This window comes from Pseudoalteromonas sp. MM17-2 (genome assembly GCF_022347945.1).
GTDB lineage: Bacteria > Pseudomonadota > Gammaproteobacteria > Enterobacterales > Alteromonadaceae > Pseudoalteromonas > Pseudoalteromonas ruthenica.
The window spans coordinates 24,997-49,949 of the sequence record NZ_JAKRFV010000003.1; the positions used below are offsets into that span (position 1 = coordinate 24,997).

A 24,953-nucleotide genomic window follows, 5' to 3' on the forward strand; every position below is an offset into this window, starting at 1 on the left:
CCAGGGAGAATTGCGCATGCTGGAACTTAATGTTGAACTAGGTGAGCGCAGTTACCCCATTTTCATTGGTGATAATTTACTGCGTGATTCTGAGCGCCTAGGGTCATTCTTAGGTCAAAATCGACCAGTTATTGTCACCAATGAAACCATCGCCCCGCTGTATCTAGATATCCTCATAAATACCTTGCATGAACACCAGCCATTAGTGTTCGTGATGCCTGATGGTGAGCAATTTAAAACGCTGCAATGGTTCGAGCGCTTAAATGCGTTTTTGCTTGAGCACAATTGTGGGCGTGACACTTGCCTGCTAGCGCTAGGCGGAGGTGTCATTGGCGACCTTACCGGTTTCGTTGCAGCGTGTTATCAACGCGGCATCGACTTTATACAAATTCCAACGACTCTGTTATCGCAAGTCGACTCGTCTGTCGGTGGCAAAACAGCCGTTAATCATCCCCTTGGGAAAAATATGATTGGCGCTTTTTACCAGCCGCAAGCGGTATTTATTGATAATCGTGTGCTCAACACTTTGCCGAGCAAAGAATTTGCTGCAGGAATGGCGGAAGTGGTCAAATATGGGCTAATTTATGACGCCGATTTATTTGCACAACTAGAACAGCACAGTGATGAAATCAAGGCACAGCACCCGCAGTTGTTACCGCAAGTTATCCACCGTTGCTGTGAAATTAAAGCACAAATTGTCGCCCAAGATGAGAAAGAAGCAGGCCTGCGTGCTCTGCTCAATCTCGGTCATACCTTCGGTCATGCTATCGAAGCACACATGGGCTATGGCCAGTGGTTACATGGTGAAGCCGTAGCCGCCGGGATGGTATTAGCAGCGAAGTTAGCCGTGATGCGTGGTTGGCTTAGTGAACAAGAATTAACGCGCATTGTGACTTTATTAGCGAATTATGATTTACCAACCAGCGCGCCAGAGCAAATGAGCTGCCAAGACTTTATCGCGCATATGAGAAAAGATAAAAAGAATAAGGCGGGCCGCATACGTTTTATTCTTCCTACGGCTTTTGGTCGCTGTGAACTTATCGATGATGTATCAGAGGCCGAGTTAGATACTTTGTTTTCACGCTAATGCAATCGCAAATACTTCCCTCGCGAGCAGCCTTAGCTAAGCGCATCGCGCTGCAATTTAGCTATGGGCAAAACCTTATTCATTTGGTTGCCGCTCCAGGATTCGGTAAAAGCTACCTTTTAGAGCACTTTGTAACCGACCACTACGAACCCTTTAGTAAGGCCTATATTGAAGTTGGCGCTAAGACGCGGGACGAAGATGTGGTGACTCACCTGTTGGAGCATAGCTTTTCTTATCCTTTGGTGGATGTAAACGAGCCCCTCAGTGATAACTTCTACCGTTTAGTAAAGGAGCAGGGGGAGCGACAGTTACTTTGGGTTATAGATAACGCCAAACAGCTATCGCAGGAACTGATCATTGAGTTAGAAAAGCTTGCGAAAACAGCGCCAGGCGCTCTGTATATTCTCTGTGCATCTTCGCGCGCAGAACTATTTGAAAACGCGGTAGACATTCATCTAGAGCCGCTGTCCGATTCGGAAAGCATGCGTCTTATGCAAAGCTTTTATAAGACCTTACCACCGGCAGAAGACCCCATTTTTGCTGAATTCGTGCGTCAATGCCACGGCAATCCTGCATTATTGTTACAGTGGCACCAAGAACAGCAGATGCCAAAACACACGGCAAAGCCAACCCGGCGATGGTGGCTCGTGCCGACCATGATTGTTGTTATTTTGATTGTTATTGGCTTGGTTTATCAACGTGATGAACTAACGGTCATGCTGCCACAAAGCGAGAATGCGCCGGCGGTTGCTAATGATGCGGTCTTTGCAAAGCAGCAACAACCCTCGCAGGGCGCACATGAGGACAACATGCAGCAGCCTGAGCAAGCTAGTGACGGCAATCTCATCGCTGAAAAGCTAGAAAATGATACTCAAGCCGTGGTTGCAGCACTGCAACAGCCAGCCGCGCAGGCGGCTACAGAGCAGGCACAGCCAGTAGAGGAAGCCGAGCCTGAACAGCGACAGAGCGTACCGACCAATAGCCACACGCTGCCATATGATCATCACTGGTATAATCGCCAAGATGATAATTTATGGTTATGGCAACTAACCGTGATGTCTAACGAGCAGCAGGTGGAGACGTATATTGCTCGCCATAATCTCGAGAAAAAAGTACGTCATTATCAACGCGCTGATAAAGGATGGCATATTCTGACTTGGGCACAGCCTGCTAGTCGAAGCGCAATTGATGCACAGCTTATAGAAATTGCAGAGCTACTGCCTAGTTTAGAGCCCTACGCAAAGCAAATCAGTAAGATAAAAGCAGAGATAGACTCGCAACCTAACCCTGAGTTGCGGTAGAATCTTGCGTTAACATCGCCCGCCGCGATGCTGTGATATTTAATTCATAACCGATGAGCAAGTGATTTAATGCAAAAGAAAACCCGTGCTTTCCTGAAGTGGGCGGGCGGCAAATATAGCTTGGTAGATGATATTGCCAAGCGCTTAGATACCGCACAGGCGCTGACGGGCAATCGCGCTACGACACTGGTCGAGCCTTTTGTTGGCGCCGGCTCGGTGTTTCTTAATACGCACTTTGATCATTATGTGCTCAATGATATCAACGCTGATCTTATTAACCTTTACCGTGAATTAACCCACGCCCCTGATGAGTTTATCAGTGACGCTCGTAAGTTATTCAGTGCGGTCAATAATGATGCTGATATTTACTATGGTTTGCGCAAACAGTTTAATGCCAGTCGCGATGCCTACGAGCGTGCCATATTATTTTTGTACATGAATCGCCATGGTTACAATGGCCTGTGTCGCTACAACCTAAAAGGTATTTTTAACGTCCCATTTGGCAAATACAAAAAGCCCTATTTTCCAGAGAAGGAAATGTACTTCTTTGCTGAAAAGGCGCAGCGAGCGACATTTACTTGCTTGAGCTATAAAGATGTTTTTGCCCAGTTGCCAAAAAATGCAGTGGTGTACTGCGATCCCCCTTATGTGCCATTAAGTAAAACCGCATCGTTCACCTCTTATGCAAAAGGTGGTTTTAATCTTGATGATCAGGCTAACCTTGCCAATTTAGCGGAGCAAGCTGCGGGAGTAAGTAACACTTCGGTGTTGATCTCTAACCATGATACCCTTTGGACCCGCAAAATATACGAACAAGCCAGTATTGATGTGCTGAATGTAAAGCGCACAATTAGCCCCAAGGGACATGCTCGCAATAAGGTAAGTGAGTTGATGGCGATGTATTTATCTGGCCGGCAATACCAATTGAACCAAACCAAGCACGCCTAAAATAAAGGCGATAAATAATACGATAGCGATAGCAATAAGCACTTTTGGATTATGGTGCTTAAAGTCATGCTCACGCTTGGCATTACTTTGAACCCCAAAAAATGCGGCGATAACGCTTTGCAGTTGCGACCACATAAGTAGAGTCGTGACTTAGTAAGATTTGCTTGAGAATTGGCGAGACTTGTTGTCGTCGCGGGTCAATAGTTCGAGTAAATCGAGGTAGTGAAATTGTGCGCTGCGGCTGTCGCCAGTTAACCATGCGAACCAAGACTGTTGGGCTTGGTGGTTACAGGCTTGCTTCATATCGATGTCATAGGTAGAGGCGGAGCCATTACATTGGCATTGTTCCAACGCCACTTGTTGCGCTTGTACTGAGCTGTTTATGCTGAAGGCAGCGACTGTAACACCCAATGCAGCGGCTGCTACAAGCAGTGTACGAGTTGTAAGGCCAAACATATCCATCTCCAGTCCATTAGTATTAATCAGAGCTTACTCAATATTGATTAAAAAAACAACTGAATATTAACTGAAAAACAAAACTTTTTCTTTAAAAACAAGGGTCTTATGTTTAATTAATGTTAATTTTTGTTTTTAAATTATTGTTTCTTTTCACTTATCTGTGCAGCAAAGTTCGCAAACTTAATTTACTAAGCTGACACGCTCGTCTGTTTTCCGTTAAAGTAACGGCTAAGTTCAAAGGAGCCGTAATATGAAAGATTACCTGATAGCGCCGTCTATTTTAGCAGCCGACTTTGCTCGCCTCGGTGATGAAGTAGAACGCGTATTGGCGGGTGGAGCCGATGTGATTCATTTCGATGTCATGGATAACCATTATGTTCCCAACCTTACTTTTGGCCCTATGGTGTGCAAAGCGATACGGGATTTTGGTATTAGTGCACCGATTGATGTGCACTTAATGGTTAAGCCTGTCGATAGTTTAATTCCGCAGTTTGCACAAGCCGGTGCCAGTATTATTACCTTCCACCCCGAAGCCAGTGAGCACATTGATAGAAGCTTAGCGTTAATCAAAGAACAGGGCTGTAAAGCCGGACTGGTCCTCAATCCCGCAACACCTTTGCATATTTTAGAGCATGTGATGGATAAACTGGACGTTATTCTTCTGATGTCGGTGAATCCAGGTTTTGGTGGCCAAAGCTTTATTCCCCATACACTAGAAAAGCTGCGCCAGACCCGTGCGTTAATTGACGCCAGCGGCCGTGATATTCGCTTGGAGGTGGATGGCGGCATAAAAGTAGATAACATTGCTGAAGTTGCAGCAGCCGGCGCTGATATGTTCGTGGCTGGTTCGGCGATTTTCAACCAACCCGATTATAAAGCGGTGATTACGCAAATGCGCGACCAATTGGCAAAGGTGCAGGCGTGAAGTATCAAGCGCTGCTATTTGACCTAGACGGCACCTTAGTGGATAGCGCTGAGGATATGTATATTGCTAGCAACTTGATGCTAACTGATTTAGCACGGCCCATTGTCTCGCAAACTATGGTGCGTCAGTTTGTAGGCAATGGTATTGAGATGCTAGTGAAACGGCTACTAAGCGGTGACATGGCGGTGAATCCTTATCTAAGCGCTGCAGATATAGAGCGAGCGACCTCGCTGTTTTTCAGCCATTATGAAGCGGTAGTCGCTGAGCATAGCGCGCTCTATCCCCATGTAGAAACGGTACTTGCTGCATTTGCACATATTCCCAAAGCTGTGGTGACTAATAAAGCGCGTCGCTTTACCTTGCCGCTGTTAGAGAAAATGGCCATTGCCAGCCATTTCGATGTTGTTATATGTGGCGATGACGGCGACAAGAAACCGGCCCCGACACCGCTTTTGAGTGCGAGCGAACAATTAGCCGTTGCACCTAAGGACTGCCTTATGATCGGAGACTCCAAATCTGATCTATTGGCTGCGCAGGCAGCCGCAATGGATTGCCTTGCAGTTACCTATGGCTATCATCAAGGCGAAGATTTAAGGCAATACAATCCACAGTACCTCTGTGACCAATTCTTAGATATAATCACGACCATTAATTGATCAGTAATAAAGGAACATCATGAGTAAACCCGTAGTGTTAAGTGGCATTCAGCCAACCGGTGGTATGACAATAGGCAATTACGTTGGCGCCATTAACCAGTGGCTTAGCTTGCAAGAGCATCATGAAAGTTACTTTATGCTTGTTGATTTGCACGCCATCACCATTCGCCAAGAGCCAGAGGTGTTAAAATCGCGAGTATTAGATGGCATTGCTCTGTACACCGCATGCGGTATCGACCCACAGAAGTCAGCGTTATTCGTGCAATCACAAGTGCCAGAGCATGCCCAATTGGCATGGGTGCTAAATTGCTACGCACAAATGGGTGAGCTTAACCGCATGACCCAATTTAAAGATAAATCATCCAAGTATGCTAACAATGTCAATGTTGGGTTGTTTTCTTACCCGGTATTACAAGCGGCTGATATTCTTTTATATCAGGCTGACCAAGTGCCTGTTGGCGAAGACCAAAAGCAACACTTAGAGTTAACCCGTGATATCGCGACCCGCTTTAACAACCTATATGGTGAGGTCTTTAAAATTCCTGAGCCATATATCCCAGAATTTGGGGCTCGGGTAATGAGCTTGCAAGATCCATTGAAAAAGATGTCAAAGTCGGATGATAACCCTAATGGTTACATCATGCTGTTGGATGAACCTAAGAAAATAGAGAAGAAGCTGAAAAAAGCGGTGACCGATTCCGATGAGCAGGCGCGTATTTATTTCGATCGCGAAGAAAAGCCCGGGGTGTCTAACTTGTTGACCTTATTGTCAGTGGCGACCAAGCGTAGCATTGATGAGTTAGTCCCTGAATATGAAGATAAAATGTATGGGCATTTGAAGAAAGATACTGCTGAAGCGGTGGTTGGTATGATTGAACCAATTCAGCAGCGCTTCAAGGAGATCCGTGAAGATCAGCCACTGCTTGAAAAGATCATGAAAGAGGGGGCTGAGAAAGCCAGTGCTAAAGCTGCCCCCACTTTGAAAGCGGTGTATGACGCATTAGGGTTTATCCCACGCCCATAGATGGCTTGCCAGTGTAAATGATCACAAAAGCCAAGCGCGAGAGCTTGGCTTTTTAATGGAAGATTCCATGTTATTGATGATAGATAATTACGACTCCTTCACCTTTAACCTGGTGCAGTATTTCCAGCGCCTTGACCAAGAAGTGCTGGTAAAGCGCAATGATGAGCTCACTCTGGCTGAGATCCGAGCGTTAAACCCAGCACATATCGTGCTTTCACCGGGCCCTTGTAGTCCCAATGAAGCGGGAGTTTGTGTGGATGCGGTGCGTCGCTTTGCCGGACATATTCCTATTTTAGGAGTTTGCCTGGGGCATCAAAGTATCGCCCAAGCTATGGGGGCCCAGGTGGTGCGTGCCAAGCAAGTTATGCATGGAAAAACGTCAACCATCTATACTAAGCAACAGGGCGTATTTGCGGGGTTGCCGCAGCATTTCGAAGTATGTCGTTACCACTCTTTAGTGGTGGCCCCAGCGTCTCTGCCAGAATCCTTAGAAATTACGGCGTGGACACAAGATGAGCACGAAAACATGGATGAAATCATGGGTTTGGTTCATACTTCTAAGGCATTGGAGGGCATTCAATTTCATCCTGAGGCCATTCTAACTGAACATGGGCTCACGATGTTGCAGCACTTCATTCACAGGTACTAGGGCTTATAAGCGTTAGCAGCCTCAACGCAGCAAAAATATAGAAGTGGTATAACTTAGTAATTATGGTGACTAAAACAGAGCAAATTCGCCAACGTGTGGATGCCCTAGAACAGCGTTTTAATGACTTGCTGTTAGGGCATAGCTTTGCGCAGCAACAAATAGGTTTTATTAAAACCTTTGATATTCAATATGGTAAACCTCTTAAGCAGCGGACCTTATTGGAGGTCGAGCAGGCGGCGCACAGTCAACGGCAAAAACAAAGCTCAGAAAAGCTGCAGTTCACCGCCAAAGTCAGTACCAAATTACACGCGATCATTGAGAATGCAATCAATGAGCAGCTCCACAATGCTGATAACCTATATTCCGAAGTGTTAGGTATCCAAGATGCGGTCCCCACTATTTTAGATATCCTAGGCGCAAAAGCGGCGAGCGTTGGCCGCTTAGAGCCGCTCGTTAATGATTTGAGTTGGCTCGGGCGAGAACTCGTTACCTTAGTGAACTTACCTCAGTATCGCCAAGAGCGAGCCAATCGTGGTGTGAAGATTGACACCCCCGCGTTGGCGATTCGCTATTTGGGTTTAGATAACCTCCGCCTAACCATTCCTACTTACGCTATGCGCCATTGGTTGCCACACAGCACTGAGCCTTTTAGTTTATTGAAGCGTAAGTTACGCGAATCAGCAATGAGTCGAGCGATAGCGGCGTATGAGCTGGCTCAACTACAGGGTCTTAATCCATACAGTGCGTATATCGCTGCGTTGTTCTTGGATTTAGGCCGGGTCGCGCTAACACGACTGTATTTACGTTTGTTCCAACAGATTTGGCAACGTAAGGTGACGTTGGCACGAGATGAAGGCAACAAGCGTCTCCATGATGCGCTCATTGCTATCGAGCCTGATCCACTGTATTTACGTAACCTTTTCGTTGAGCGCTCGTTGGAGATCACCCGCTCATTGGTCGAAAAAATGGGCTTTCGCTATATTGCCCTTAACGCATTGCTGGATGATTTTGCTTTGGTCGAAGCTAGTGAGCAGTCTGGCTTGGCGCAGGTTTTGGTGCATGCCAGCTGCTACAGTCAATATTTGATGCTGCACGAGCATCAACTTATTGAAGATGACGAGCGCACCCTGTGGTTCAATTATGTGGGTCTGCAAAGTGACCATGTCCAACACCTAGAAAAGACCAATTTGCACAATTTAGCACTGCAAATTGACGGCTAACTGAAAATTTTTTGTAAATTTTTTTGCGTATATTCATTCATTATTCACTCCTTGGGCTCTTTCGGTGCTGCGCATAAGCTATAGTTCAATTTCCTAAAAGAATACCAAGATAGTTATTCACTGATTATGAAAAACTATCCTCAAAGCCTTTGTTTTCAAGGGCTGCATGAAAGCTTTGCATGAGACTTTAAGGTCTTTTTCTGAAATAATGGGATATCAACTAGTGTACTGCGCTACTTAAAAGTAGGCCGTATTTATCGCTTTTCGTGTCCCGCCTGTCGGCGTGCTTTAGATGCGACACAAAAGTAATACTCAGTGAGGAAATGAAATGACAGTTAATCGCGCTTTATTCGACGAGGTAATGGTACCTAATTACAACCCTTCAGCGGTTATCCCTGTACGCGGCGAAGGTTCGCGGGTGTGGGACCAGCAAGGCAAAGAGTTTATCGACTTCGCTGGTGGTATTGCGGTTAACTGTTTGGGCCATTGTCACCCAGCCTTAGTCAACGCATTGAAAGAGCAAGGTGAAAAAATTTGGCACCTGTCTAACATCTGGACCAATGAACCAGCCTTGCGTTTAGCAAAGAAAATGACCGACAACACCTTTGCTGACAAAGTGTATTTTGCTAACTCTGGCGCTGAAGCCAATGAAGCCGCACTAAAGCTGGCACGTCGTTGGGCAATCGATGTGCACGGTGAGCACAAATCGAAAATTATCTCCTTCAACAAAGGTTTCCATGGGCGCACCTTCTTTACCGTGACCGTAGGCGGTCAGGCTGCGTATTCTGACGGCTTTGGCCCGAAACCGGGTGACGTCGTTCACTGCGACTATAACGACCTGGAAAGCTTCAAAGCGCTGATTGACGATAATACCTGTGCGGTGATGATGGAGCCGTTGCAAGGTGAAGGCGGTATTATCGCGCCGGAGCAAGCATTTGTTGAGGGTGTGCGTGAACTGTGTGACCAGCACAATGCTTTACTTATTTTTGATGAAGTGCAAACAGGTGTAGGTCGTACCGGCGAGCTTTACGCTTACCAAGGTCTTGGCGTGACGCCAGACATTCTAAGCTCAGCAAAAGCGCTCGGTGGTGGTTTTCCTATCGGCGCAATGTTAACCACGGCAGAGATTGCACAGCACCTTAAGCCGGGTACACATGGCTCTACCTATGGTGGTAACCCACTTGCTTGTGCGGTAGCCGAAGCGGCATTTGACACCGTAAACGACGCCACGGTACTGGCCGGTGTTAAAGAAAAAGAAGCGTTATTCAAATCGCTACTTAACGACATCAATGCTAAATACGACGTATTTTCTGAAATTCGCGGTAAGGGCTTGCTGTTAGGTGCAGTTGTTAACGATAAATTCAAAGGTCGTGCACGCGAATTCTTAGTCGCGAGTATGGAGCAGGGGTTGATGTCGCTTGTTGCGGGTGCTGATGTAGTACGCTTCACACCGTCTTTAGTGATCCCTGAAGCCGATATCCGTGAAGGCATGGCGCGCTTTGAAAAAGCGGTAGCAAGCCTAGTCTAACCTGCCTGGGGCTACAAAACCCCATCCTGTAGTAAGTAAATTGCTGGAGTTCCACCTTGCCTTCTCGGCGAGGTTGCGGGCTCCTTTGGTATTTAACCTTTAGGGAGTAAGCGAGTCGATGATGATTCTTCGCCCAATCCAACAAGATGATTATCAGGATTTATTGATCATGGCCGAAGAGTCGGGCCATGGTTTTACATCCTTACCGTTAAATGAAGAGTTGCTGCAGAATAAAATCGCACGCTCCGTACAGTCATTCGCGAAGCCGACTGAAAAGGCTGGAGACGAAGGCTATTTATTCGTATTGGAAGACAGTGAAACCGGTGAAATTGCGGGAACCTGTGGCATTGAAGCTGCAGTGGGTCTAGATGATGCATTTTACCACTACCATCTCAGCAAAGTGATTCATTCTTCACGCACTTTGGGAGTGTATAAAGCCGTTGATATTCTTACTTTATGTAATGACTATACCGGTGCAACAGAGCTGTGTACGCTGTTCTTGAAGGAAAAATACCGACAAAAATACAACGGCAAACTATTATCGAAGTCACGTATGCTGTTTATTAATCAGCACCGACAACGCTTTGCCGATACCGTTATTGCAGAAATGCGCGGCGTGTCTGATGAAAATGGCGATAGCCCATTTTGGCAGTGGTTGGAAGAGCACTTTTTCTCAATGGATTTTCCGACTGCTGATTACCTCACCGGCATTGGCCAGAAAGTATTCATCGCTGAGTTGATGCCAAAATATCCGATTTACGTCAACTTATTGAGTAAAGAGGCACAACAGGTGGTAGGGGAAGTGCACAGCAATACTCGCCCTGCCATTGAGTTGTTAAAAAGTGAAGGTTTCACTTTTAATGGTTATGTCGATATTTTCGATGCCGGACCGACGGTTGAAGCGAAAGTTGATAACATTCGTACTATCGCAAACAGCTCGTTACGTGAAGTGGTTATTGCAGATAACCCAGGTGAGCAAGCGGTATTAGTAGCGAACCAAGGCCTGCAAGACTATCGTGCTGTGGTTATTGAATGCGAATACAACGACGGCGAACAACATATCACACTAAGCCAAGCAACGGCGGATGCTTTAAAGGTTAAAGCAGGCGAGCACGTTAGCGTGGCAGCATTATAAGGAGCAAGCAATGTCTCATTTAGCTCAATTCATTAATGGTCAATGGACAGCAGGTGAAGGCCAGGCCTTCAATTCCATTAACCCAGCGAACAACGACGTGATTTGGCAAGCAAACAGTGCCACACCTCAGCAAGTTGATGCAGCGGTAAAGGCAGCGCGAGAAGCGTTTATTCCTTGGACAGATAAAACCATAGAGCAGCGTTTAGAGGTGGTTAAAGCCTTCGTTGAGCAACTTAAAGAAAACAGCGAAGAGCTGGCACTGATCATTGCTCAAGAAACCGGAAAACCATTATGGGAAACGCGCACAGAAGCAGCCGCGATGATTGGCAAAGCAGGCATCTCAGAGCGTGCTTATCATGAGCGCACTGGCACAGTAGAAAACCCAATGCCAGTAGGTAAGGCTGTTATTCGCCACCGTGCACATGGCGTGGTTGCTGTATTTGGCCCATATAACTTCCCGGGTCATCTACCAAATGGACATATCATCCCAGCACTGTTAGCGGGTAACACGGTGATCTTTAAACCGTCAGAGCTGACCCCAGCAGTGGCGGAATTTACCTTAAAATTATGGCAGCAAGCTGGGTTACCACAAGGGGTGATTAACCTCGTTCAGGGTGAAGTTGAAACGGGTAAAGCCTTAGCTTCTCACCCAGGTATCGACGGTCTATTCTTCACCGGTTCATCGCGCACAGGCCACGTGTTACATGAGCAATTCGCAGGTCAGCCAGGTAAAATCTTAGCGTTGGAAATGGGTGGTAATAACCCTCTCATTGTTAAGGATGTAAGCGATGAAAAAGCAGCAGTACATGATATTTTGCAATCAGCCTATATCTCTGCTGGACAGCGTTGTACGTGTGCCCGTAAGTTATTCTTGCCTGAGGGTGAGCAAGGCGATGCGATTCTTGCTCAGTTAATTACGGCGACTAAGAACATTAAAGTGGACGTCTATGACGCACCAGAACAGCCGTTCATGGGGTCCATGATTTCCGAAGCAGCGGCAAAGGGCCTGGTTGCGGCGCAGCAGCAACTGGTTGAGCTCGGTGCAGAAGTGTTAGTAGAGCTTAAACATACAGCGGGCACGGGCTTTGTGACTCCTGGAATCTTGGAATGTAGCAATGTTAGTGATTTCCCTGATGACGAGCATTTCGGACCACTTTTGAAAGTATTCCGTTACACGGAGTTTGATGACGCCATTAACAAAGCCAATGATACAGCCTATGGCTTATCTGCAGGCCTGTTAAGCGACAGTGAGCAAGACTATGAATACTTCTTGCGTCGCATCCGTGCCGGTATTGTTAACTGGAACCGTCCAATTACGGGCGCATCGAGCGCAGCACCTTTCGGTGGCATTGGTGCCTCAGGCAATCACCGTGCAAGTGCTTACTACGCAGCAGATTACTGTGCCTACCCAGTTGCTTCTGTGGAACTTGAGAAAGTAACGCTTCCTGAAAAGTTGAGCCCAGGGCTGAGCCTCGACTAATAGCGACTTTATTTGGGTCATAAAAAAGCAGCTTCGGCTGCTTTTTTTAGTGCTAAGCAAGCACTTCAAAGTGGCTATAAAAGCATCGTAAGTCCTAGCTTTTCGGCTAAGTTTCTGCTTAAATCTAGAAAGATTTATAAGAAGTTAATGGTGTTTAATGGTTCTCGACAGACAAGGCTATGATGATCTCATCATGTACCTCACGCAAAACCTCTCGTTGTTTGAGAAGTCCGGTGAGGTCGCTCCTGATGCGCCGACGGTCATGGAGCTTATAGAAGATGTGATCGCCGAGCATGTAATGCTCATCTGTCAGCAGCACACCGAGCTCGATACCGAGCAGCGCAGTCAAATCGTACGTGAAGTCGACGGCATTGTGTACGACCTTCAAGAAGTTCTCAGTAGTGTCACTAATCAACCTGTAACGAAAGAGCAGCGCGAGTTTATTGACGAGTTTGCCGGGTTGATTAAAAACTTATTTGATAACGCCGTCGCTCGCGTATCGGCCTAAACCGTCACCTTTGCGTACCAAGGGCAAGCATCGTTTAAACTTTGCATTGCCGGTAGCCTCATTTACAATCGCTGTAAACTTATTACCAATAAGAGGTTTACATGCAAGCGAAAGTAAAATGGGTAGAGGGTGATACCTTCATCGGCACATCTGACTCTGGCCACAATGTAGTATTCGATACTGGCAGTGATAGCCATGCCCCTTCACCGATGGAAATGGTTCTTATGTCAGCTGGAGCTTGCTCTTCGGTTGATGTGGTGAGCATTCTAAAGAAAGCTCGACAGCAAGTGAGTGACGTACAAGTTCAGCTCAGTGCCGAGCGCGCGCCATCAGCCCCAAAAGTGTTCACTAAGCTTAACCTACACTTTGTTGTAAGTGGCAAAGAGGTCAGTGAGAAGCATGTTGAACGCGCTGTTTCACTGTCTGCGGAAAAGTATTGCTCGGTGGCATTGATGCTGGAAAAATCAGTGCAAATCACGCATAGTTTTGAAGTACAAGAAATCGCTTAAAAAGTGCTTTTTCAAGGGGCCAAATTGGGCTAAAATCCGCGCTCTTTTATGGCCCCGATGCGGCTTTTAGCGACTAGGTTTTAAGGTTGGTTTATAGTGAACAAACCCTTCGATAAAATTAAACTTCATGGTTTCAATAACTTAACCAAAAGTTTAAGCTTCAGCATATACGATATCTGCTATGCCAAAACAGAGCAGCAGCGTAAAGAGTACATTGAGTACATTGACGAGCAATACAGTGCTGACCGCCTCACTGATATTTTAGGTGAAGTCGTAGACATAATCGGCGCCAATATTCTTAACGTGGCGCGTCAGGATTATGACCCACAGGGCGCGAGTGTGACTATCTTGGTTTCTGAAGAGCCAGTGCATGAACAAAGCTTTGATAGCGAGGAAACACCAGGCCCGTTACCGGACTCTGTCGTGGCGCACTTGGATAAGAGTCATATATGTGTACACACTTATCCGGAAGCTCATCCTCATGATGGGATTTGCACTTTTAGGGCCGATATTGAAGTATCGACCTGTGGCGTGATCTCGCCATTAAAAGCGCTCAACTTCTTGATCCATTCGTTAGAATCCGACGTTGTGACCATAGACTATCGCGTCCGTGGCTTTACTCGCGACGTTAATGGCGTGAAGCATTATATCGACCATGCCATTAATTCTATCCAAAATTACATGACAGAGGATACCAAAGAGCTCTATCAGATGATGGATGTGAATGTGTATCAAGAAAACTTGTTTCACACCAAAATGATGCTTAAAGAGACAGACCTGAACACCTATCTATTCGGCGTTACCACCGATGAGTTAGAGCAACAAGAGATTGAAGAGATCCGCACGCGTCTCAACCGTGAGATTCAAGAAATCTTTTACGGTCGTAACCTGCCTGACGCGTAGCGATCACTCAAATAGGCAAATCCATCGGCGCTAAATGTTCAAGGGCCCGCTTTTTCACTAGCAGGTCCTTGATCAGAGGCGTTAACAGTAACTCCATGGCCAAGCCCATTTTGCCACCAGGAACGACCAGCGTGTTCATGCGTGACATAAAGCTCCCTTCAATCATTTGCAGAAAATAAGGAAAGTCGACATCGTCTATGCCGCGAAAACGGATCACCACAAAACTCTCATCTAAAGATGGAATATCTTTGGCGCTAAAGGGGTTAGAGGTATCTACCGTTGGCACTCGCTGAAAATTGATATGGGTGCGGGAAAACTGCGGGGTGATGTGGTTAATGTAATCATCCATGCTGCGAATAATCGAGCCCATAACCGCTTCACGAGAATGACCGCGCTCTGATGTGTCTCGGATCAGCTTTTGGATCCACTCTAAGTTAATGATTGGTACCATGCCAATGAGTAAATCCACATGCTTGGCAACGTCGTAGTCTTCATCAGCAACCCCACCGTGCAAGCCTTCGTAGAACATCAGATCTGTGCCTTGCTCAAGTTCTTGCCAAGGGGTGAATGTGCCTGGTAACTGATTATAGGGAACGGCTTCGTCAAAGGTGTGGAGGTAGCGACGGACCTTACCATTACCGGTCTCGCCATAATTGGCAAACAGCGACTCTAGCGCTTCAAAGTCATTGGCCTCACGGCCAAAGTAGCTAATATGGCGTCCTTGTTGCTCCGCTTCACGAATCTTCTTATCCATTTCTGGGCGGGTATAGCGATGAAAGCTATCACCCTCAATAAACGCGGCATTTATGTCTAGTGCACGGAAAATGTGCTTGATTGCATTGGTTGTTGTGGTTGTGCCTGCGCCTGAAGAGCCAGTAATTGCCACAATAGGGTGTTTCGCCGACATAAGATTAACCGTTTGTTAATTAGAATACCCTTTATAAAGGTGCAGTGCAGTGAAATCAAGCCTAGTTACTTGCGAGACGGTGAATTCACGTTAGTATAGGGAGATTGCCAATAACAATAAAAAATTATGCGTAAATTCAAAAATCTACTGCTTGGTAGTGCCGCTCTTATCGCCACTGCCTCGGCGCCAGCTTGGGCGTTAGATAGCCAAGTATTGCTTTTGCGAGAGCACTCGCAAGGTATTGATGTTTCCGCCATCAGTGATAAAGCAGGGTACAGTAGTCAACCTTGGCTTACCGCCAAGGGGGTGTATTACACCCAAGCGGTGACTCAAGCACAGCAATCACAAACAGATATCTTCTTTTACGACTTTGCCACCAACAACCGAGTGAACGTTACACAAAGCAAAGATCGTAGTGAGTATTCACCAACGATGATGCTTGATGGCGATGCAATCTCTGCCGTGGTAGTCGAACCGAATGCAGCACAAAAGTTATGGCGTTATCCGTTAGATGGCACGGCGCCACAGCGAATTTTCGACAACGGCATGACCATAGGTTATCACGCTTGGGGGCCGCAAGGTGTGTTGGTCTTTGCCTTAGGTGAGCCACATAGCATTCATTATCTGCCACTTAAAGACCCCAAAAAGGGCAAACACATCGTTGATAACCCTGGTCGCACACTGAGCTATAACTCGGCACTGCGGGTTTACACTTACACCTTTGAGGAACAAGGGCAGAGTTGGTTCGCCACCTATGCAGTTGATGATGATGTATCGAGCAAAGCCTTTCGCCTGCCACAAGGTGTCCAAGATTACACCTGGTTTGACGCGCAGACGGTGATTTATGCAAATCAAAATCGATTATATAAGAAACAGTTAGGTAATGCTCAGCCAGCGCAGCTATGGCATGACTTAAGCACTCATTGCCAAGGCACCATTACACGCGTGAGCTACCTAGCTACAGAGAAGACCTTGGCATGGGTATGTAATGCCAAAGCTAAAGAGAGTTAATGACGATTGCAAAAGCGTTGCCAGTGGGTGTGGGCATTCACAACGCGCACCCCTCGGACTATCTTTTGCAATAAGCGCATATCGGCGAACTCTCGTTGTGGGTATTCTTTGAGGCCGAGCAGATAACAAAACCCAGCTTTACTGCCTAACTGCATTGCACTAATACGGACCTGCTGCTCGAAGTTTAGACGTAAACTACTCAAAGCGGTTTTATGGCCGTGCTGATCCACGGTAGGCAGAGCACATTTCTGGAGGTAGCCAGCGCGCTCTCCCTCGCCGGAAAACCAAATTCGTGCTTTTTCACTGTAACGACCAGATTTTGCAGGTAAATCAAACAGTAAACGCTGATGTCCATGATCTTTCAACCATTGTACATATTCATGTAATCCACAGGAGAATAAGTGTGGATGGATGGGGATTTTACGCGCTTTGATTTTGCCATGAGTATGCACATGCAAGTAAGCGGTGCCAGTGCCTAAATGCACATCTTCCAAAGTGAGGCTGCCAAGTTCATCACTAAAGCCGCCGGTATAATAGGCCAGTAGAGGCAGCCAGAAATGCCAATGCTTGGCTTGCTCGCGTGGTTGTTTTTCGTCGCCGTACACATACCCTGAAAACAGGGTGTGTAATTCCATAGCAGAAAATGGCCGCCGTCCTAGATGGGTTTTCACAGCTTAGTCGGTCAGTGCATTCACTAATGATTGGGCACTTAACTCACTGCAAGCACCTTCAGCCCAATTAACACCTACCCACACGCCATCATCATGCAAAGCGGGAGCTAATTCATCAAGATACTCACTAAGCGATATATCAATGGCTGTGTAGTCTTGCCACTCATTGACGCATTGTTGCTGTGCCAGCGCTTCGCTGTGCCACAGTAGCAGCACATCTTTGCTATCATCGTATGCCGAGGTCACACTGGCTACACCCCCGTCAGGGGCGCTCAATAGCCATAATGTTTGCTGCTTACGGACCTGCTCACAAAAGCTATCAAGTTGTGATTCTATTTCTATATCGTTGCTATTATTCATTATTCGGCCTTTCTTGGGTCGGTTTGTTGGGCCAGTTGTTCACGGCTGTACTGTTGCCAAAACGCATGTAATTGCGAATAAACGCTGAAATCGGTGAGTTGACGAAACGCCAACCAATCTAACAGGCAAAATAGGCTGGTTAGTACATAAGCATGCTTTATTTTACCACTGCTAAGTAATTCTTCTAACACCCCTAAACATTGGCTAATGCGCTGATGTTGGAGGTTAAAAAATAACGTATCTTGTGTGGTGTCAAATCCTGAACGCTGGCACAAAAGCAGCTCAACACCGGAATCGTTAGCCGCGTTGATAGTTGTTAGTTGGTTACGCTCATCCCAATGCAATGGTTTGAGCTGATGGGCTTGGCTTAAGTATTCAAAAATTACAGTGGAGTCATATATACTCTGCTGCCCGTCGACCAGTACTGGAATTTTCGCTACCGGCGTGTGTTGTAATAGCAGTTCTCGCCCTGCGGGGGAGAAAATATCTATATGTTGGTAAGGAACATCAAGTGTGTGCTGGGCGCACCAAATACGCAGGCGGCGTACGTAGGGGGAGGTATCAGAGCCATACAATTGCATTGTAAAACCTGCCTTGTGAGCAACAATCTCAATAACTGAGCTCCAAAATAGCAGGCTTTACAAGCAATGCAATAGAAATTTGGCGAGCTTAATCGCTGCGGCTGGTCACTTCGAGTAAATGATAACCAAACTGCGTTTGTACTGGACCTTGTACTTGGTTTAATGGGGCTGAAAACACCACTTTGTCAAACTCTGGTACCATCATGCCTGGGCCAAACTCTCCAAGCGCTCCGCCGTCTTGTGAACTCGGACACATGGAGTGTTGTTTTGCCAGTTCTGCGAAATCCTCTCCCTGTTCAATCTTATCTTTTAAATCCAGGCACAGGGCCTCGTTATCCACCAATATATGACGCGCACTTGCCAAAGCCATAAGTTACTCCATTTGTTAATATCATGATTCTGTTAGGCCCTTCGCTGTGGGTGAGCCGGACCTTTTTTACTGCCATTAAGTTTAGACAAACATAATGATTTGTCATTATAGCGCTTGCTCAACAGCTTGGGTAAGCGTTTCTGACATTGGTTTTGTGCGGCTGTTAAAGCGTTGCACCTGTTGTCTATCCTTTGACACTAAGTACTTGTAAAAATTCCAATTTGGAGAGCTGGTTTGCTCGTTCAAAAATTGAAAAACCGGATGAGCATCGTCGCCCCTCACCGGCGTGGGTGCGAGCATAGTGAAGGTTACACCATAATTGATGTAGCACACTTCAGCAGTGTCTTTTTCGTCATCTTCCTCTTGGAAAAAATCGTCAGATGGAAACCCTAACACCACCAAGCCTTGATCTTTGTACTTTTGATGCAGCTGCTCAAGCTCTTTGAACTGCGGTGTAAAACCACAGTTGCTGGCCGTATTAACAATAAGCAAAGGCTTATCTTTAAATTGGCAAAGGTTTATGCTTTGCTCTGAGCGTAGCTTGCGCACTTCAACATCGGTGAAATCGCCACATTCGCTGGCTTGGACTGTAGAGCTAAGCAGTAATAACGCAGCGCTTAGGGTGCTGAGAGTGAATCGGATCATGACCGTCGCCTTTTCATTGTTTGTCTCGCAGAGTACGATACTATCAATGTAAATGATCATTTTTAGCAACCATTATTTATGTTTGAAGCCGCTGAATTAAGTGATTTGCCTCGTATCGTAGATATTTATAACCAGACTATCGCCAGTCGCATGGTGACCGCAGACACTGAGCCGGTCACTGTTGAGGAGCGTCGCTCGTGGTTTCTAGGTCATACGCCTGAGCGGCCCATTTTCGTTTACAAACAAGATGAGCGAGTTGTGGGTTGGTTGAGTTTCAAATCTTTTTATGGCCGTCCCGCTTACGACGGCACCGTAGAGGTTGCCATTTATTTATGTGAATCGGTAAGAGGGCAGGGGTTGGGGCGAAAAGCGCTTAACTTCGTTGAAGCTCATGCCCATACACTGGCAATTGAGAACCTCTTAGCTTTTATATTTAGTCATAATAAACCCAGTATCGGGCTTTTCACCTCGGCGGGATTTTCGGTGTGGGGGCAACTGCCAGATGTAGCGAGAATGGATGGTCAATTATACAGCTTGACCATCCTTGGTAAGTCGCTAGTCACGTAGTTTCGCAAACGCTGTGCCCATGCGCGTGGTGGCCTCGGGAACTTGATCGTCAAGAAAGTCAGCCTGGTTAGCACCCCACGCTAGAATGACAGTGGAGCCAAGCTTGAAGCGCCCCATTTCCTCACCTTTTTTCAGCTTCACTGCGCGGTTTCCTTCGCTTGGGTAATCCCAGCTGAATACATCTTTACCTGCTGGTGGCGTGACTGTCCCAGCCCAAACAGTTTCGATGCTGGCAACAATGGTGGCGCCTACCAGCACCATCGCGAGCGGGCCAATGTCTGTATCAAATATCGCCACCACGCGCTCGTTGCGAGCAAATAAGTTAGGCACGTTTTGCGCCGTTAATGGGTTTACAGAGAATAAATCGCCAGGTACATAGATCATCCGTTTTAACGTGCCGTCTACTGGCATGTGAATACGGTGGTAATCTTTCGGTGCAAGGTAAATGGTGGCGAACTTACCGCCTAAGAAGGGCTCTGCATCGGCTTGGTTGCCGCCAAGTAAAGTCTGAACACTATAATGATGGCCTTTGGCTTGCAGTAATTGACCCTCATTAATATCACCAAGTTGGCTAATGGCCCCATCAACTGGGTGAGCGATAATATTGTCGTCTTCGCAAAGCGGGCGGATACCGGCTTTGAGTGGGCGAGTGAAAAACTCATTAAAGCTCTGGTAGTGACTTGGATCCTCATGCTGCGCTTCGCTCATATCAATTTTATATTGCTTGATAAAAAGCTTAATGAGCGAGGTGGTAAGCTTGCCCGCCTTTGCTGCTGCTAATTTACCAACTAAGCGTGATACGCCGTGTTTTGGTAGCGCATATTGAAAAGCGATTTTTACTTTGTCTAAATTCACTGAGTAGATTCCACTGTAATTTGTTAAATGGTAACGAAACCAAAGAGTAAAGGCCAGTTACCGGCCTTTGGGTGCTACACTCGTGGATTACGAGCGCCAGCACGGCCATCGGCCATTGATTCTATTATGCGGTGATAGTTCTCAAAGCGAAAGTCGGCAATTTCGCCTTGTTCTACAGCCTCTCGCAGTAGACAGCCCGGATCATCTAAATGTTTACAATCACGGAACTTACAGCCGCCTAAATATTGACGAAACTCTTTAAAGCACCAAGCGACGCGCTCGGGCTCTAAATGCCAAAGGCCAAATTCGCGGATCCCTGGGGAGTCGATTAAATTGCCGCCGCTGGGGAGGTGATGTAAACGAGACACGGTTGTGGTGTGTTGACCTAACCCGCTATTGCTCGATACGGTCTTGGTAAGGATATCGGCATCAGGCAACAAGGCATTGACTAAGCTTGATTTGCCGACCCCACTTTGGCCAACAAAGATGCTGTTGTTATCCGCCAACATTGCCTTTAGTGTATCCATGCCTTCACCGCTTTCGCTACTGACCATCATCACCTGATAGCCTAAATGAGCGTACTCAGCGAGGTAATCGGCAAATAGCTCACGGTCTTCATCATCGAGTAAGTCCACTTTATTCAAAAGCAGCACAGGCGGAATACCCATGTCCTCACACGCAACGATATAACGGTCGATTATTTGTGTGCTAAATTCCGGCACCACCGCAGAGACCATCAGAATTTGATCGACATTTGCAGCCACCACTTTGACACCATCGTAAAAATCAGGGCGGGTTAGTTGCGAATGGCGCTCTTCTACTAACTCAACCACTCCGGCGATATCGCCTTCACTGACTTTTGCGCGGCGGAACATCACTTTGTCACCACAGACCAAGCTGGATATCGTGCGGCGAATATTACAGCGTAATACTTCGGCATCCGCTGTTTCCACATCGGCATGCTGACCGAAGCGGCTGACAACGAGAGCCGGTTCAGCCGCGCCTAAATTCTGGCTATCAAGTTCCAGCTCAGCCGCCTTGCTGGCATCGGACTTTACCCGCTGTAAGCGTTTCTGGTGATTAGCGCGTATACGTCGCGCTTGCCCTTTCGACAATTTCTGTTTTTTGGCCACGGAATCTCTTTCGTTCATGCCCATCTTTGGCACTGCCTTATTTGCAGTAAATAAGGACGGTGTAAAAAAGGCTTTAGGTCTGCGTATGAAGCTAATATGATATAACTAATCGCAGCAAACCGAAAGAGAAGCAGGGCGCACGACTATGGCTGTAAGCAAAACAAACCTGGTCTGGTTAGACTTGGAAATGACCGGCTTGAACCCCGATCACGACCGCATTATGGAAATTGCCACCATTGTTACCGACAGCGAGTTAAACATCCTCGCTCAGGGCCCAGTGATTGCTATTCACCAAAGCGACGAGTTACTCAACAGTATGGACGCGTGGTGTACTAACCAACATGGTAAATCGGGATTGACTAAACGCTGCCAACAAAGCGAGGTTAGCGAGCATCAAGCCATGGCTGAGACTTTGGCGTTTTTAGAGCAGTGGGTCCCCGCAGGCGCATCGCCTTTATGTGGGAACTCCATTGGTCAAGACCGTCGCTTTCTAGTGCGTTACATGCCTGAGCTCGATAATTTCTTCCATTACCGCAACATCGATGTCAGTACCATTAAAGAGTTGGCCCGACGTTGGCAGCCTGAGGTATTGGATAAAGTTGAGAAAAAGGGCTCGCACTTAGCATTGGACGATATCAAAGACTCAATTATGGAATTGCAGGTTTATCGTACAGAAGTGTTCAAAATTTAAAAAAACAGCAAAAAAGGGCTTGCAAAGACAAGGTATTCTTGTAAAATCCTGCCCCGCTTAAGACGAACACCCCGCACTAGTCGGTGTGCTTAAACTAAGCGCTGTGTAGCAGTCTCGCTGTTGCATATGAAGCGGCACTAGCTCAGCTGGTAGAGCGCAACCTTGCCAAGGTTGAGGTCACGAGTTCGAACCTCGTGTGCCGCTCCAAACTTTTACTGTTGTTGCTAACAGTTTGCAGCCCAAGCTCAGCTGTACAATCCAGAGCAAATAATGAAGCGGCACTAGCTCAGCTGGTAGAGCGCAACCTTGCCAAGGTTGAGGTCACGAGTTCGAACCTCGTGTGCCGCTCCAAACTTTTACTGTTGTTACTAACAGTTTGCAGCCCAAGCTCAGCTGCGCAACCCCGAGCAAACTATGAAGCGGCACTAGCTCAGCTGGTAGAGCGCAACCTTGCCAAGGTTGAGGTCACGAGTTCGAACCTCGTGTGCCGCTCCAATTCACTGAACACACTCAAAACCCATTTTTATTCCCATATGTATCGCGTATAAAGCATGCAGCCAAGCTGGCATTGTTGATGTATTAAACCGCAGTGGCTATGACTGCATGTATTTTGGTGCTCTTTTGTGCATCACCTCGTGATAGCGGTTTCCTATTCTCGCTGGCTCGACTAAGCTTTATCTCAGGTTCGTTCAAAAGGTAAAGAAGTAATGCGAAATCAGTCCCTTGCTAAAAAACTCTTACTTGCTAGCTGTGGTGCCTTATTGGTCACTGTATTGCTGCTTATTGGTATTTTATGGTGGCAATTGGAGCAAAGTAATAGCGCCGTTTCCAGTGAATCCAGGGTACTTGTGCGCCAAGAGGTTGAGGATAAGCTGTTGGCTAAGGCCGGCTTAGATGGTGAGAAAATCCTTGGTTTTATCAATGAAGCTTATCGAATTCCTTATACCTTAGCTGGGATTCTTGGTCGTACAAAAAGCCAACCACTGGACAGGGATGAAGTGGAGCGAATAGATCGTGCGATATTGGCGCAAAATGAGCTGGTATCTTCCGTTTACACGCAGTTTGAAGATAATGCCTATGACGGTTTAGACAACCAGTTTATCAGCGGCCACCAACATTCTGTACCTGGTCATGGCTCCTTGGAAATCTATATGACTCGTAGCCAAAGTGGTTCAATTGAGCAGCAAGTTGTGGAAGATGCGAGCGAAAAACATGTCGGTACTATCAATGATATGGGGTTGCGAGAAGCCGAGTGGTATCTGTGTGCGAAAGATACACTCAAACCTTGTTTAATGGAGCCCTATCTTTATGAGATTTCGCCAGGGTATTCCGAGATGATGACCTCGCTGACCGCTCCCATCGTTCATCAAGGGCGTTTTTTAGGCGTAGCCGGAGTCGATTTAAACCTACCTATTTTTCAGAAAATTACTGAGCAGCTCTCGGCGAACCTCTATCAAGGCCAGAGCAAAGTCTCTTTAATAAGCTCAATGGGATTGGTGGTGGGCAGTAGCCATTACACCGAGCAGTTAGGAAAACCATTTGCTGAGGTGGTGGATAAACCACTTATGGCGGCAATAAAGAACAGTACAGCAAGCGTTGAGCTGGTGGGTGACGCATTCGTTGTTAATTACCCACTGGATGTAAAACTAGCCGACTCTACTTGGCGTTTGGTTGTTGAAGTACCTGAGTCACTGGCCATGGCGGGCGCTCAGGAGTTACAGCAAAACTTGGAAGATAACGCTGATGCGCTGAAGTCAGTACTTATTATCGTTGCCATTGCGGTACTCGCAGGCGCTGCGACTATGATGTACTGGCTTACCCGAACCATTGTAGGCCCTATTGATACCATTCGTATGCGTATGGAAAACTTGGCCAGCGCCGAGGGAGATTTAACACAGTCGCTGAATGTTGATACGCACGCCGAACTTATCGCTTTGGGGAGCGGTTTTAATGCCTTTATCGACAAATTACGTATTCTTATCTCTCAGCTTAAGCAACTCTCATCACAAACCATGGAGCAAGCCGACAGTGCCTCGCAAGTGGCCACACAAACCCAAGAAAATGTAGAGAAACAGTTTGCTGAAATTGAGAGTGTAGTGACGGCAATGAACGAAATGAGCTCCACGGCGTTGGAAGTGGCCCGCGCCTCAGAGCAATCAGCACAGCAAACGGAAGAAATTAATAAATTGGTGCAAGCCAGTGAGCACAGTTTGTCGCAAGCTGTTGACCAAGTACAAACCATGTCTACGGAGATCAATGATGCCAATGTGGCGGTGGGTAAGGTTGCTTCACGCAGTAATGACATTAACCAGATACTCGATGTGATCCGCACCATTGCCGAGCAAACGAATCTGCTTGCACTGAATGCTGCTATCGAAGCGGCTCGAGCAGGTGAACAAGGACGAGGCTTTGCTGTGGTGGCTGACGAAGTTCGTGCACTGGCGTCGAAAACACGTGCTTCCACAGACGACATCAGTGAGCTTATTACCCGCTTGCAACAAGAAGTGGGCAGTGCATCAACCATCATAGAGCAGGGTGTCTCACGCGCCGATACCGCTGTATCGCAAACTTCATCCGCGTTTGATGCGCTTCATGAAGTGGTAGAAAAAGTGAATGAAATTACCAATCAAGTGACTCACATAGCCACAGCTGCTGAGGAGCAAAGCTCGGTCACTGAAGAAATCAATCGCAATTTAACGCTCATTTCCGATGCTGCCTCGCACTTGGCCGACTTGGCCCAGCAAACAGGGTCGGGATCGAAAGAGCTCATTGCCTTGGTTGAAGAGCAAGATGCGCAACTGAGTCGTTTGAAAACCTAAGCGTTTCCTCT

General features: G+C 46.9%; 28 protein-coding genes and 3 tRNA genes. 21 read left to right on the top strand and 10 right to left on the bottom strand.

The genetic code is table 11. The annotated features are described in order from the left end of the window. The first annotated feature begins 16 nt into the window (after positions 1 to 16). The 3 genes from aroB (at position 17) to MHM93_RS03345 (ending at position 3,336) form a co-directional block, all read left to right on the top strand. Positions 17 to 1,087 carry a 3-dehydroquinate synthase gene (gene aroB, locus MHM93_RS03335; protein ID WP_130147173.1) on the top strand — a complete coding sequence of 357 codons (1,071 nt, stop codon included), beginning with the start codon at positions 17 to 19 and terminating at the stop codon, positions 1,085 to 1,087. Continuing rightward, entirely contained in the window at positions 1,087 to 2,388 is a 1,302-nt protein-coding gene (locus MHM93_RS03340) for an AAA family ATPase (RefSeq protein ID WP_239448035.1), read from the top strand. The genes aroB and MHM93_RS03340 overlap by 1 nt, the downstream gene beginning before the upstream one ends. A gap of 69 nt (positions 2,389 to 2,457) precedes the next feature. Then, on the top strand, positions 2,458 to 3,336 hold the full coding sequence (locus tag MHM93_RS03345; RefSeq protein WP_022945580.1) for a Dam family site-specific DNA-(adenine-N6)-methyltransferase: 879 nt from the start codon (positions 2,458 to 2,460) through the stop codon (positions 3,334 to 3,336). On the opposite strand, the gene MHM93_RS03350 is transcribed toward MHM93_RS03345, so the two are convergent. Together MHM93_RS03350 and MHM93_RS03355 are read right to left on the bottom strand one after the other, a co-directional pair. Next, positions 3,292 to 3,471 carry a DUF2970 domain-containing protein gene (locus MHM93_RS03350; RefSeq protein ID WP_022945581.1) on the bottom strand — a complete coding sequence of 60 codons (180 nt, stop codon included), beginning with the start codon at positions 3,469 to 3,471 and terminating at the stop codon, positions 3,292 to 3,294. The genes MHM93_RS03345 and MHM93_RS03350 overlap by 45 nt on opposite strands. Before the next feature lie 15 nt (positions 3,472 to 3,486). Further along, a complete protein-coding gene (locus tag MHM93_RS03355; RefSeq protein ID WP_239448037.1) occupies positions 3,487 to 3,792 on the bottom strand; it encodes a hypothetical protein in 306 nt (101 codons plus the stop codon). A 253-nt stretch (positions 3,793 to 4,045) separates the two neighbouring features. Here MHM93_RS03355 and rpe point away from each other — a divergent pair, with 253 nt between their 5' ends. The 11 genes from rpe (at position 4,046) to speD (ending at position 14,332) form a co-directional block, all read left to right on the top strand. After that, positions 4,046 to 4,720: a ribulose-phosphate 3-epimerase gene (gene rpe / locus MHM93_RS03360; protein WP_022945583.1), complete on the top strand. Its 675-nt coding sequence runs from the start codon at positions 4,046 to 4,048 to the stop codon at positions 4,718 to 4,720. Next, positions 4,717 to 5,376, top strand: coding sequence for an HAD-IA family hydrolase (locus tag MHM93_RS03365; RefSeq protein ID WP_239448038.1), 660 nt, complete (start codon positions 4,717 to 4,719; stop codon positions 5,374 to 5,376). The genes rpe and MHM93_RS03365 overlap by 4 nt, the downstream gene beginning before the upstream one ends. A 19-nt stretch (positions 5,377 to 5,395) precedes the next feature. Beyond that, complete coding sequence (gene trpS / locus MHM93_RS03370) at positions 5,396 to 6,400, top strand: tryptophan--tRNA ligase (RefSeq protein WP_239448040.1); 1,005 nt, start codon at positions 5,396 to 5,398, stop codon at positions 6,398 to 6,400. Positions 6,401 to 6,467: 67 nt separating this feature from the next. Further along, positions 6,468 to 7,049, top strand: a complete 582-nt coding sequence (locus MHM93_RS03375) for an aminodeoxychorismate/anthranilate synthase component II (RefSeq protein ID WP_239448042.1) — start codon at positions 6,468 to 6,470, stop codon at positions 7,047 to 7,049. A 62-nt stretch (positions 7,050 to 7,111) separates the two neighbouring features. Continuing rightward, positions 7,112 to 8,269, top strand: a complete 1,158-nt coding sequence (locus tag MHM93_RS03380) for an HDOD domain-containing protein (RefSeq protein WP_239448044.1) — start codon at positions 7,112 to 7,114, stop codon at positions 8,267 to 8,269. 328 nt (positions 8,270 to 8,597) lie between these two features. After that, positions 8,598 to 9,797 (top strand): aspartate aminotransferase family protein, encoded by a 1,200-nt coding sequence (locus tag MHM93_RS03385; protein WP_045979171.1) that lies wholly within the window; start codon positions 8,598 to 8,600, stop codon positions 9,795 to 9,797. A 118-nt stretch (positions 9,798 to 9,915) separates the two neighbouring features. Continuing rightward, positions 9,916 to 10,932: an arginine N-succinyltransferase gene (gene astA / locus MHM93_RS03390; protein ID WP_239448046.1), complete on the top strand. Its 1,017-nt coding sequence runs from the start codon at positions 9,916 to 9,918 to the stop codon at positions 10,930 to 10,932. A gap of 10 nt (positions 10,933 to 10,942) precedes the next feature. Beyond that, the gene (astD, locus tag MHM93_RS03395; RefSeq protein ID WP_239448049.1) at positions 10,943 to 12,412 is read left to right on the top strand and encodes a succinylglutamate-semialdehyde dehydrogenase; all 1,470 of its coding nucleotides are present in this window, start codon (positions 10,943 to 10,945) and stop codon (positions 12,410 to 12,412) included. 157 nt (positions 12,413 to 12,569) lie between these two features. Beyond that, complete coding sequence (locus tag MHM93_RS03400) at positions 12,570 to 12,920, top strand: DUF3802 family protein (protein WP_022945591.1); 351 nt, start codon at positions 12,570 to 12,572, stop codon at positions 12,918 to 12,920. Positions 12,921 to 13,021: 101 nt separating this feature from the next. Continuing rightward, positions 13,022 to 13,429: an OsmC family protein gene (locus MHM93_RS03405; protein WP_022945592.1), complete on the top strand. Its 408-nt coding sequence runs from the start codon at positions 13,022 to 13,024 to the stop codon at positions 13,427 to 13,429. Between the two features lie 96 nt (positions 13,430 to 13,525). Beyond that, positions 13,526 to 14,332, top strand: coding sequence for an adenosylmethionine decarboxylase (gene speD, locus MHM93_RS03410; RefSeq protein ID WP_130147193.1), 807 nt, complete (start codon positions 13,526 to 13,528; stop codon positions 14,330 to 14,332). A 7-nt stretch (positions 14,333 to 14,339) separates the two neighbouring features. Here the strand turns inward: speD and MHM93_RS03415 are convergent, their stop codons facing one another. Further along, a complete protein-coding gene (locus MHM93_RS03415; RefSeq protein WP_239448051.1) occupies positions 14,340 to 15,239 on the bottom strand; it encodes a phosphoribulokinase in 900 nt (299 codons plus the stop codon). A 126-nt stretch (positions 15,240 to 15,365) separates the two neighbouring features. Between MHM93_RS03415 and MHM93_RS03420 the strand changes: the two genes are divergently transcribed. Further along, positions 15,366 to 16,250 (top strand): hypothetical protein, encoded by an 885-nt coding sequence (locus tag MHM93_RS03420; RefSeq protein WP_239448053.1) that lies wholly within the window; start codon positions 15,366 to 15,368, stop codon positions 16,248 to 16,250. Here MHM93_RS03420 and MHM93_RS03425 read toward each other — a convergent pair. The 5 genes from MHM93_RS03425 to MHM93_RS03445 all read right to left on the bottom strand — a co-directional run bounded on the left by MHM93_RS03425 (position 16,247) and on the right by MHM93_RS03445 (position 18,877). Further along, positions 16,247 to 16,921, bottom strand: coding sequence for a hypothetical protein (locus tag MHM93_RS03425; protein ID WP_235419505.1), 675 nt, complete (start codon positions 16,919 to 16,921; stop codon positions 16,247 to 16,249). The two genes, MHM93_RS03420 and MHM93_RS03425, sit on opposite strands and share 4 nt — an antisense overlap. Positions 16,922 to 16,924: 3 nt before the next feature. Then, entirely contained in the window at positions 16,925 to 17,281 is a 357-nt protein-coding gene (locus tag MHM93_RS03430) for a DUF2750 domain-containing protein (protein ID WP_239448055.1), read from the bottom strand. After that, complete coding sequence (locus MHM93_RS03435; RefSeq protein WP_239448057.1) at positions 17,281 to 17,862, bottom strand: glutathione S-transferase family protein; 582 nt, start codon at positions 17,860 to 17,862, stop codon at positions 17,281 to 17,283. Before MHM93_RS03435 ends, MHM93_RS03430 begins: the two co-directional genes overlap by 1 nt. Before the next feature lie 88 nt (positions 17,863 to 17,950). Further along, the gene (locus MHM93_RS03440) at positions 17,951 to 18,232 is read right to left on the bottom strand and encodes a peptidylprolyl isomerase (protein ID WP_022945599.1); all 282 of its coding nucleotides are present in this window, start codon (positions 18,230 to 18,232) and stop codon (positions 17,951 to 17,953) included. Positions 18,233 to 18,337: 105 nt separating this feature from the next. Next, on the bottom strand, positions 18,338 to 18,877 hold the full coding sequence (locus MHM93_RS03445) for a glutathione peroxidase (protein ID WP_022945600.1): 540 nt from the start codon (positions 18,875 to 18,877) through the stop codon (positions 18,338 to 18,340). Positions 18,878 to 18,955: 78 nt separating this feature from the next. Between MHM93_RS03445 and MHM93_RS03450 the strand changes: the two genes are divergently transcribed. Further along, positions 18,956 to 19,444, top strand: a complete 489-nt coding sequence (locus MHM93_RS03450) for a GNAT family N-acetyltransferase (RefSeq protein WP_239448059.1) — start codon at positions 18,956 to 18,958, stop codon at positions 19,442 to 19,444. On the opposite strand, the gene asd is transcribed toward MHM93_RS03450, so the two are convergent. Together asd and rsgA are read right to left on the bottom strand one after the other, a co-directional pair. Further along, entirely contained in the window at positions 19,433 to 20,299 is an 867-nt protein-coding gene (asd, locus tag MHM93_RS03455) for an archaetidylserine decarboxylase (RefSeq protein ID WP_045979179.1), read from the bottom strand. The two genes, MHM93_RS03450 and asd, sit on opposite strands and share 12 nt — an antisense overlap. A gap of 74 nt (positions 20,300 to 20,373) precedes the next feature. Further along, the gene (gene rsgA / locus MHM93_RS03460) at positions 20,374 to 21,432 is read right to left on the bottom strand and encodes a small ribosomal subunit biogenesis GTPase RsgA (protein WP_138587796.1); all 1,059 of its coding nucleotides are present in this window, start codon (positions 21,430 to 21,432) and stop codon (positions 20,374 to 20,376) included. A 145-nt stretch (positions 21,433 to 21,577) separates the two neighbouring features. On the opposite strand from rsgA, the gene orn reads away from it, so the two are divergent. From orn to MHM93_RS03485, 5 genes are all read left to right on the top strand, one after another. Then, complete coding sequence (gene orn, locus MHM93_RS03465; protein ID WP_053909858.1) at positions 21,578 to 22,123, top strand: oligoribonuclease; 546 nt, start codon at positions 21,578 to 21,580, stop codon at positions 22,121 to 22,123. Between the two features lie 131 nt (positions 22,124 to 22,254). Further along, positions 22,255 to 22,330, top strand: a tRNA-Gly gene (locus MHM93_RS03470). A gap of 68 nt (positions 22,331 to 22,398) precedes the next feature. Then, positions 22,399 to 22,474 (top strand) — tRNA-Gly (locus tag MHM93_RS03475). A 68-nt stretch (positions 22,475 to 22,542) separates the two neighbouring features. Next, positions 22,543 to 22,618: transfer RNA gene (locus tag MHM93_RS03480), tRNA-Gly, on the top strand. Between the two features lie 212 nt (positions 22,619 to 22,830). Beyond that, entirely contained in the window at positions 22,831 to 24,942 is a 2,112-nt protein-coding gene (locus MHM93_RS03485; RefSeq protein WP_239448061.1) for a methyl-accepting chemotaxis protein, read from the top strand. Positions 24,943 to 24,953 lie beyond the last annotated feature (11 nt).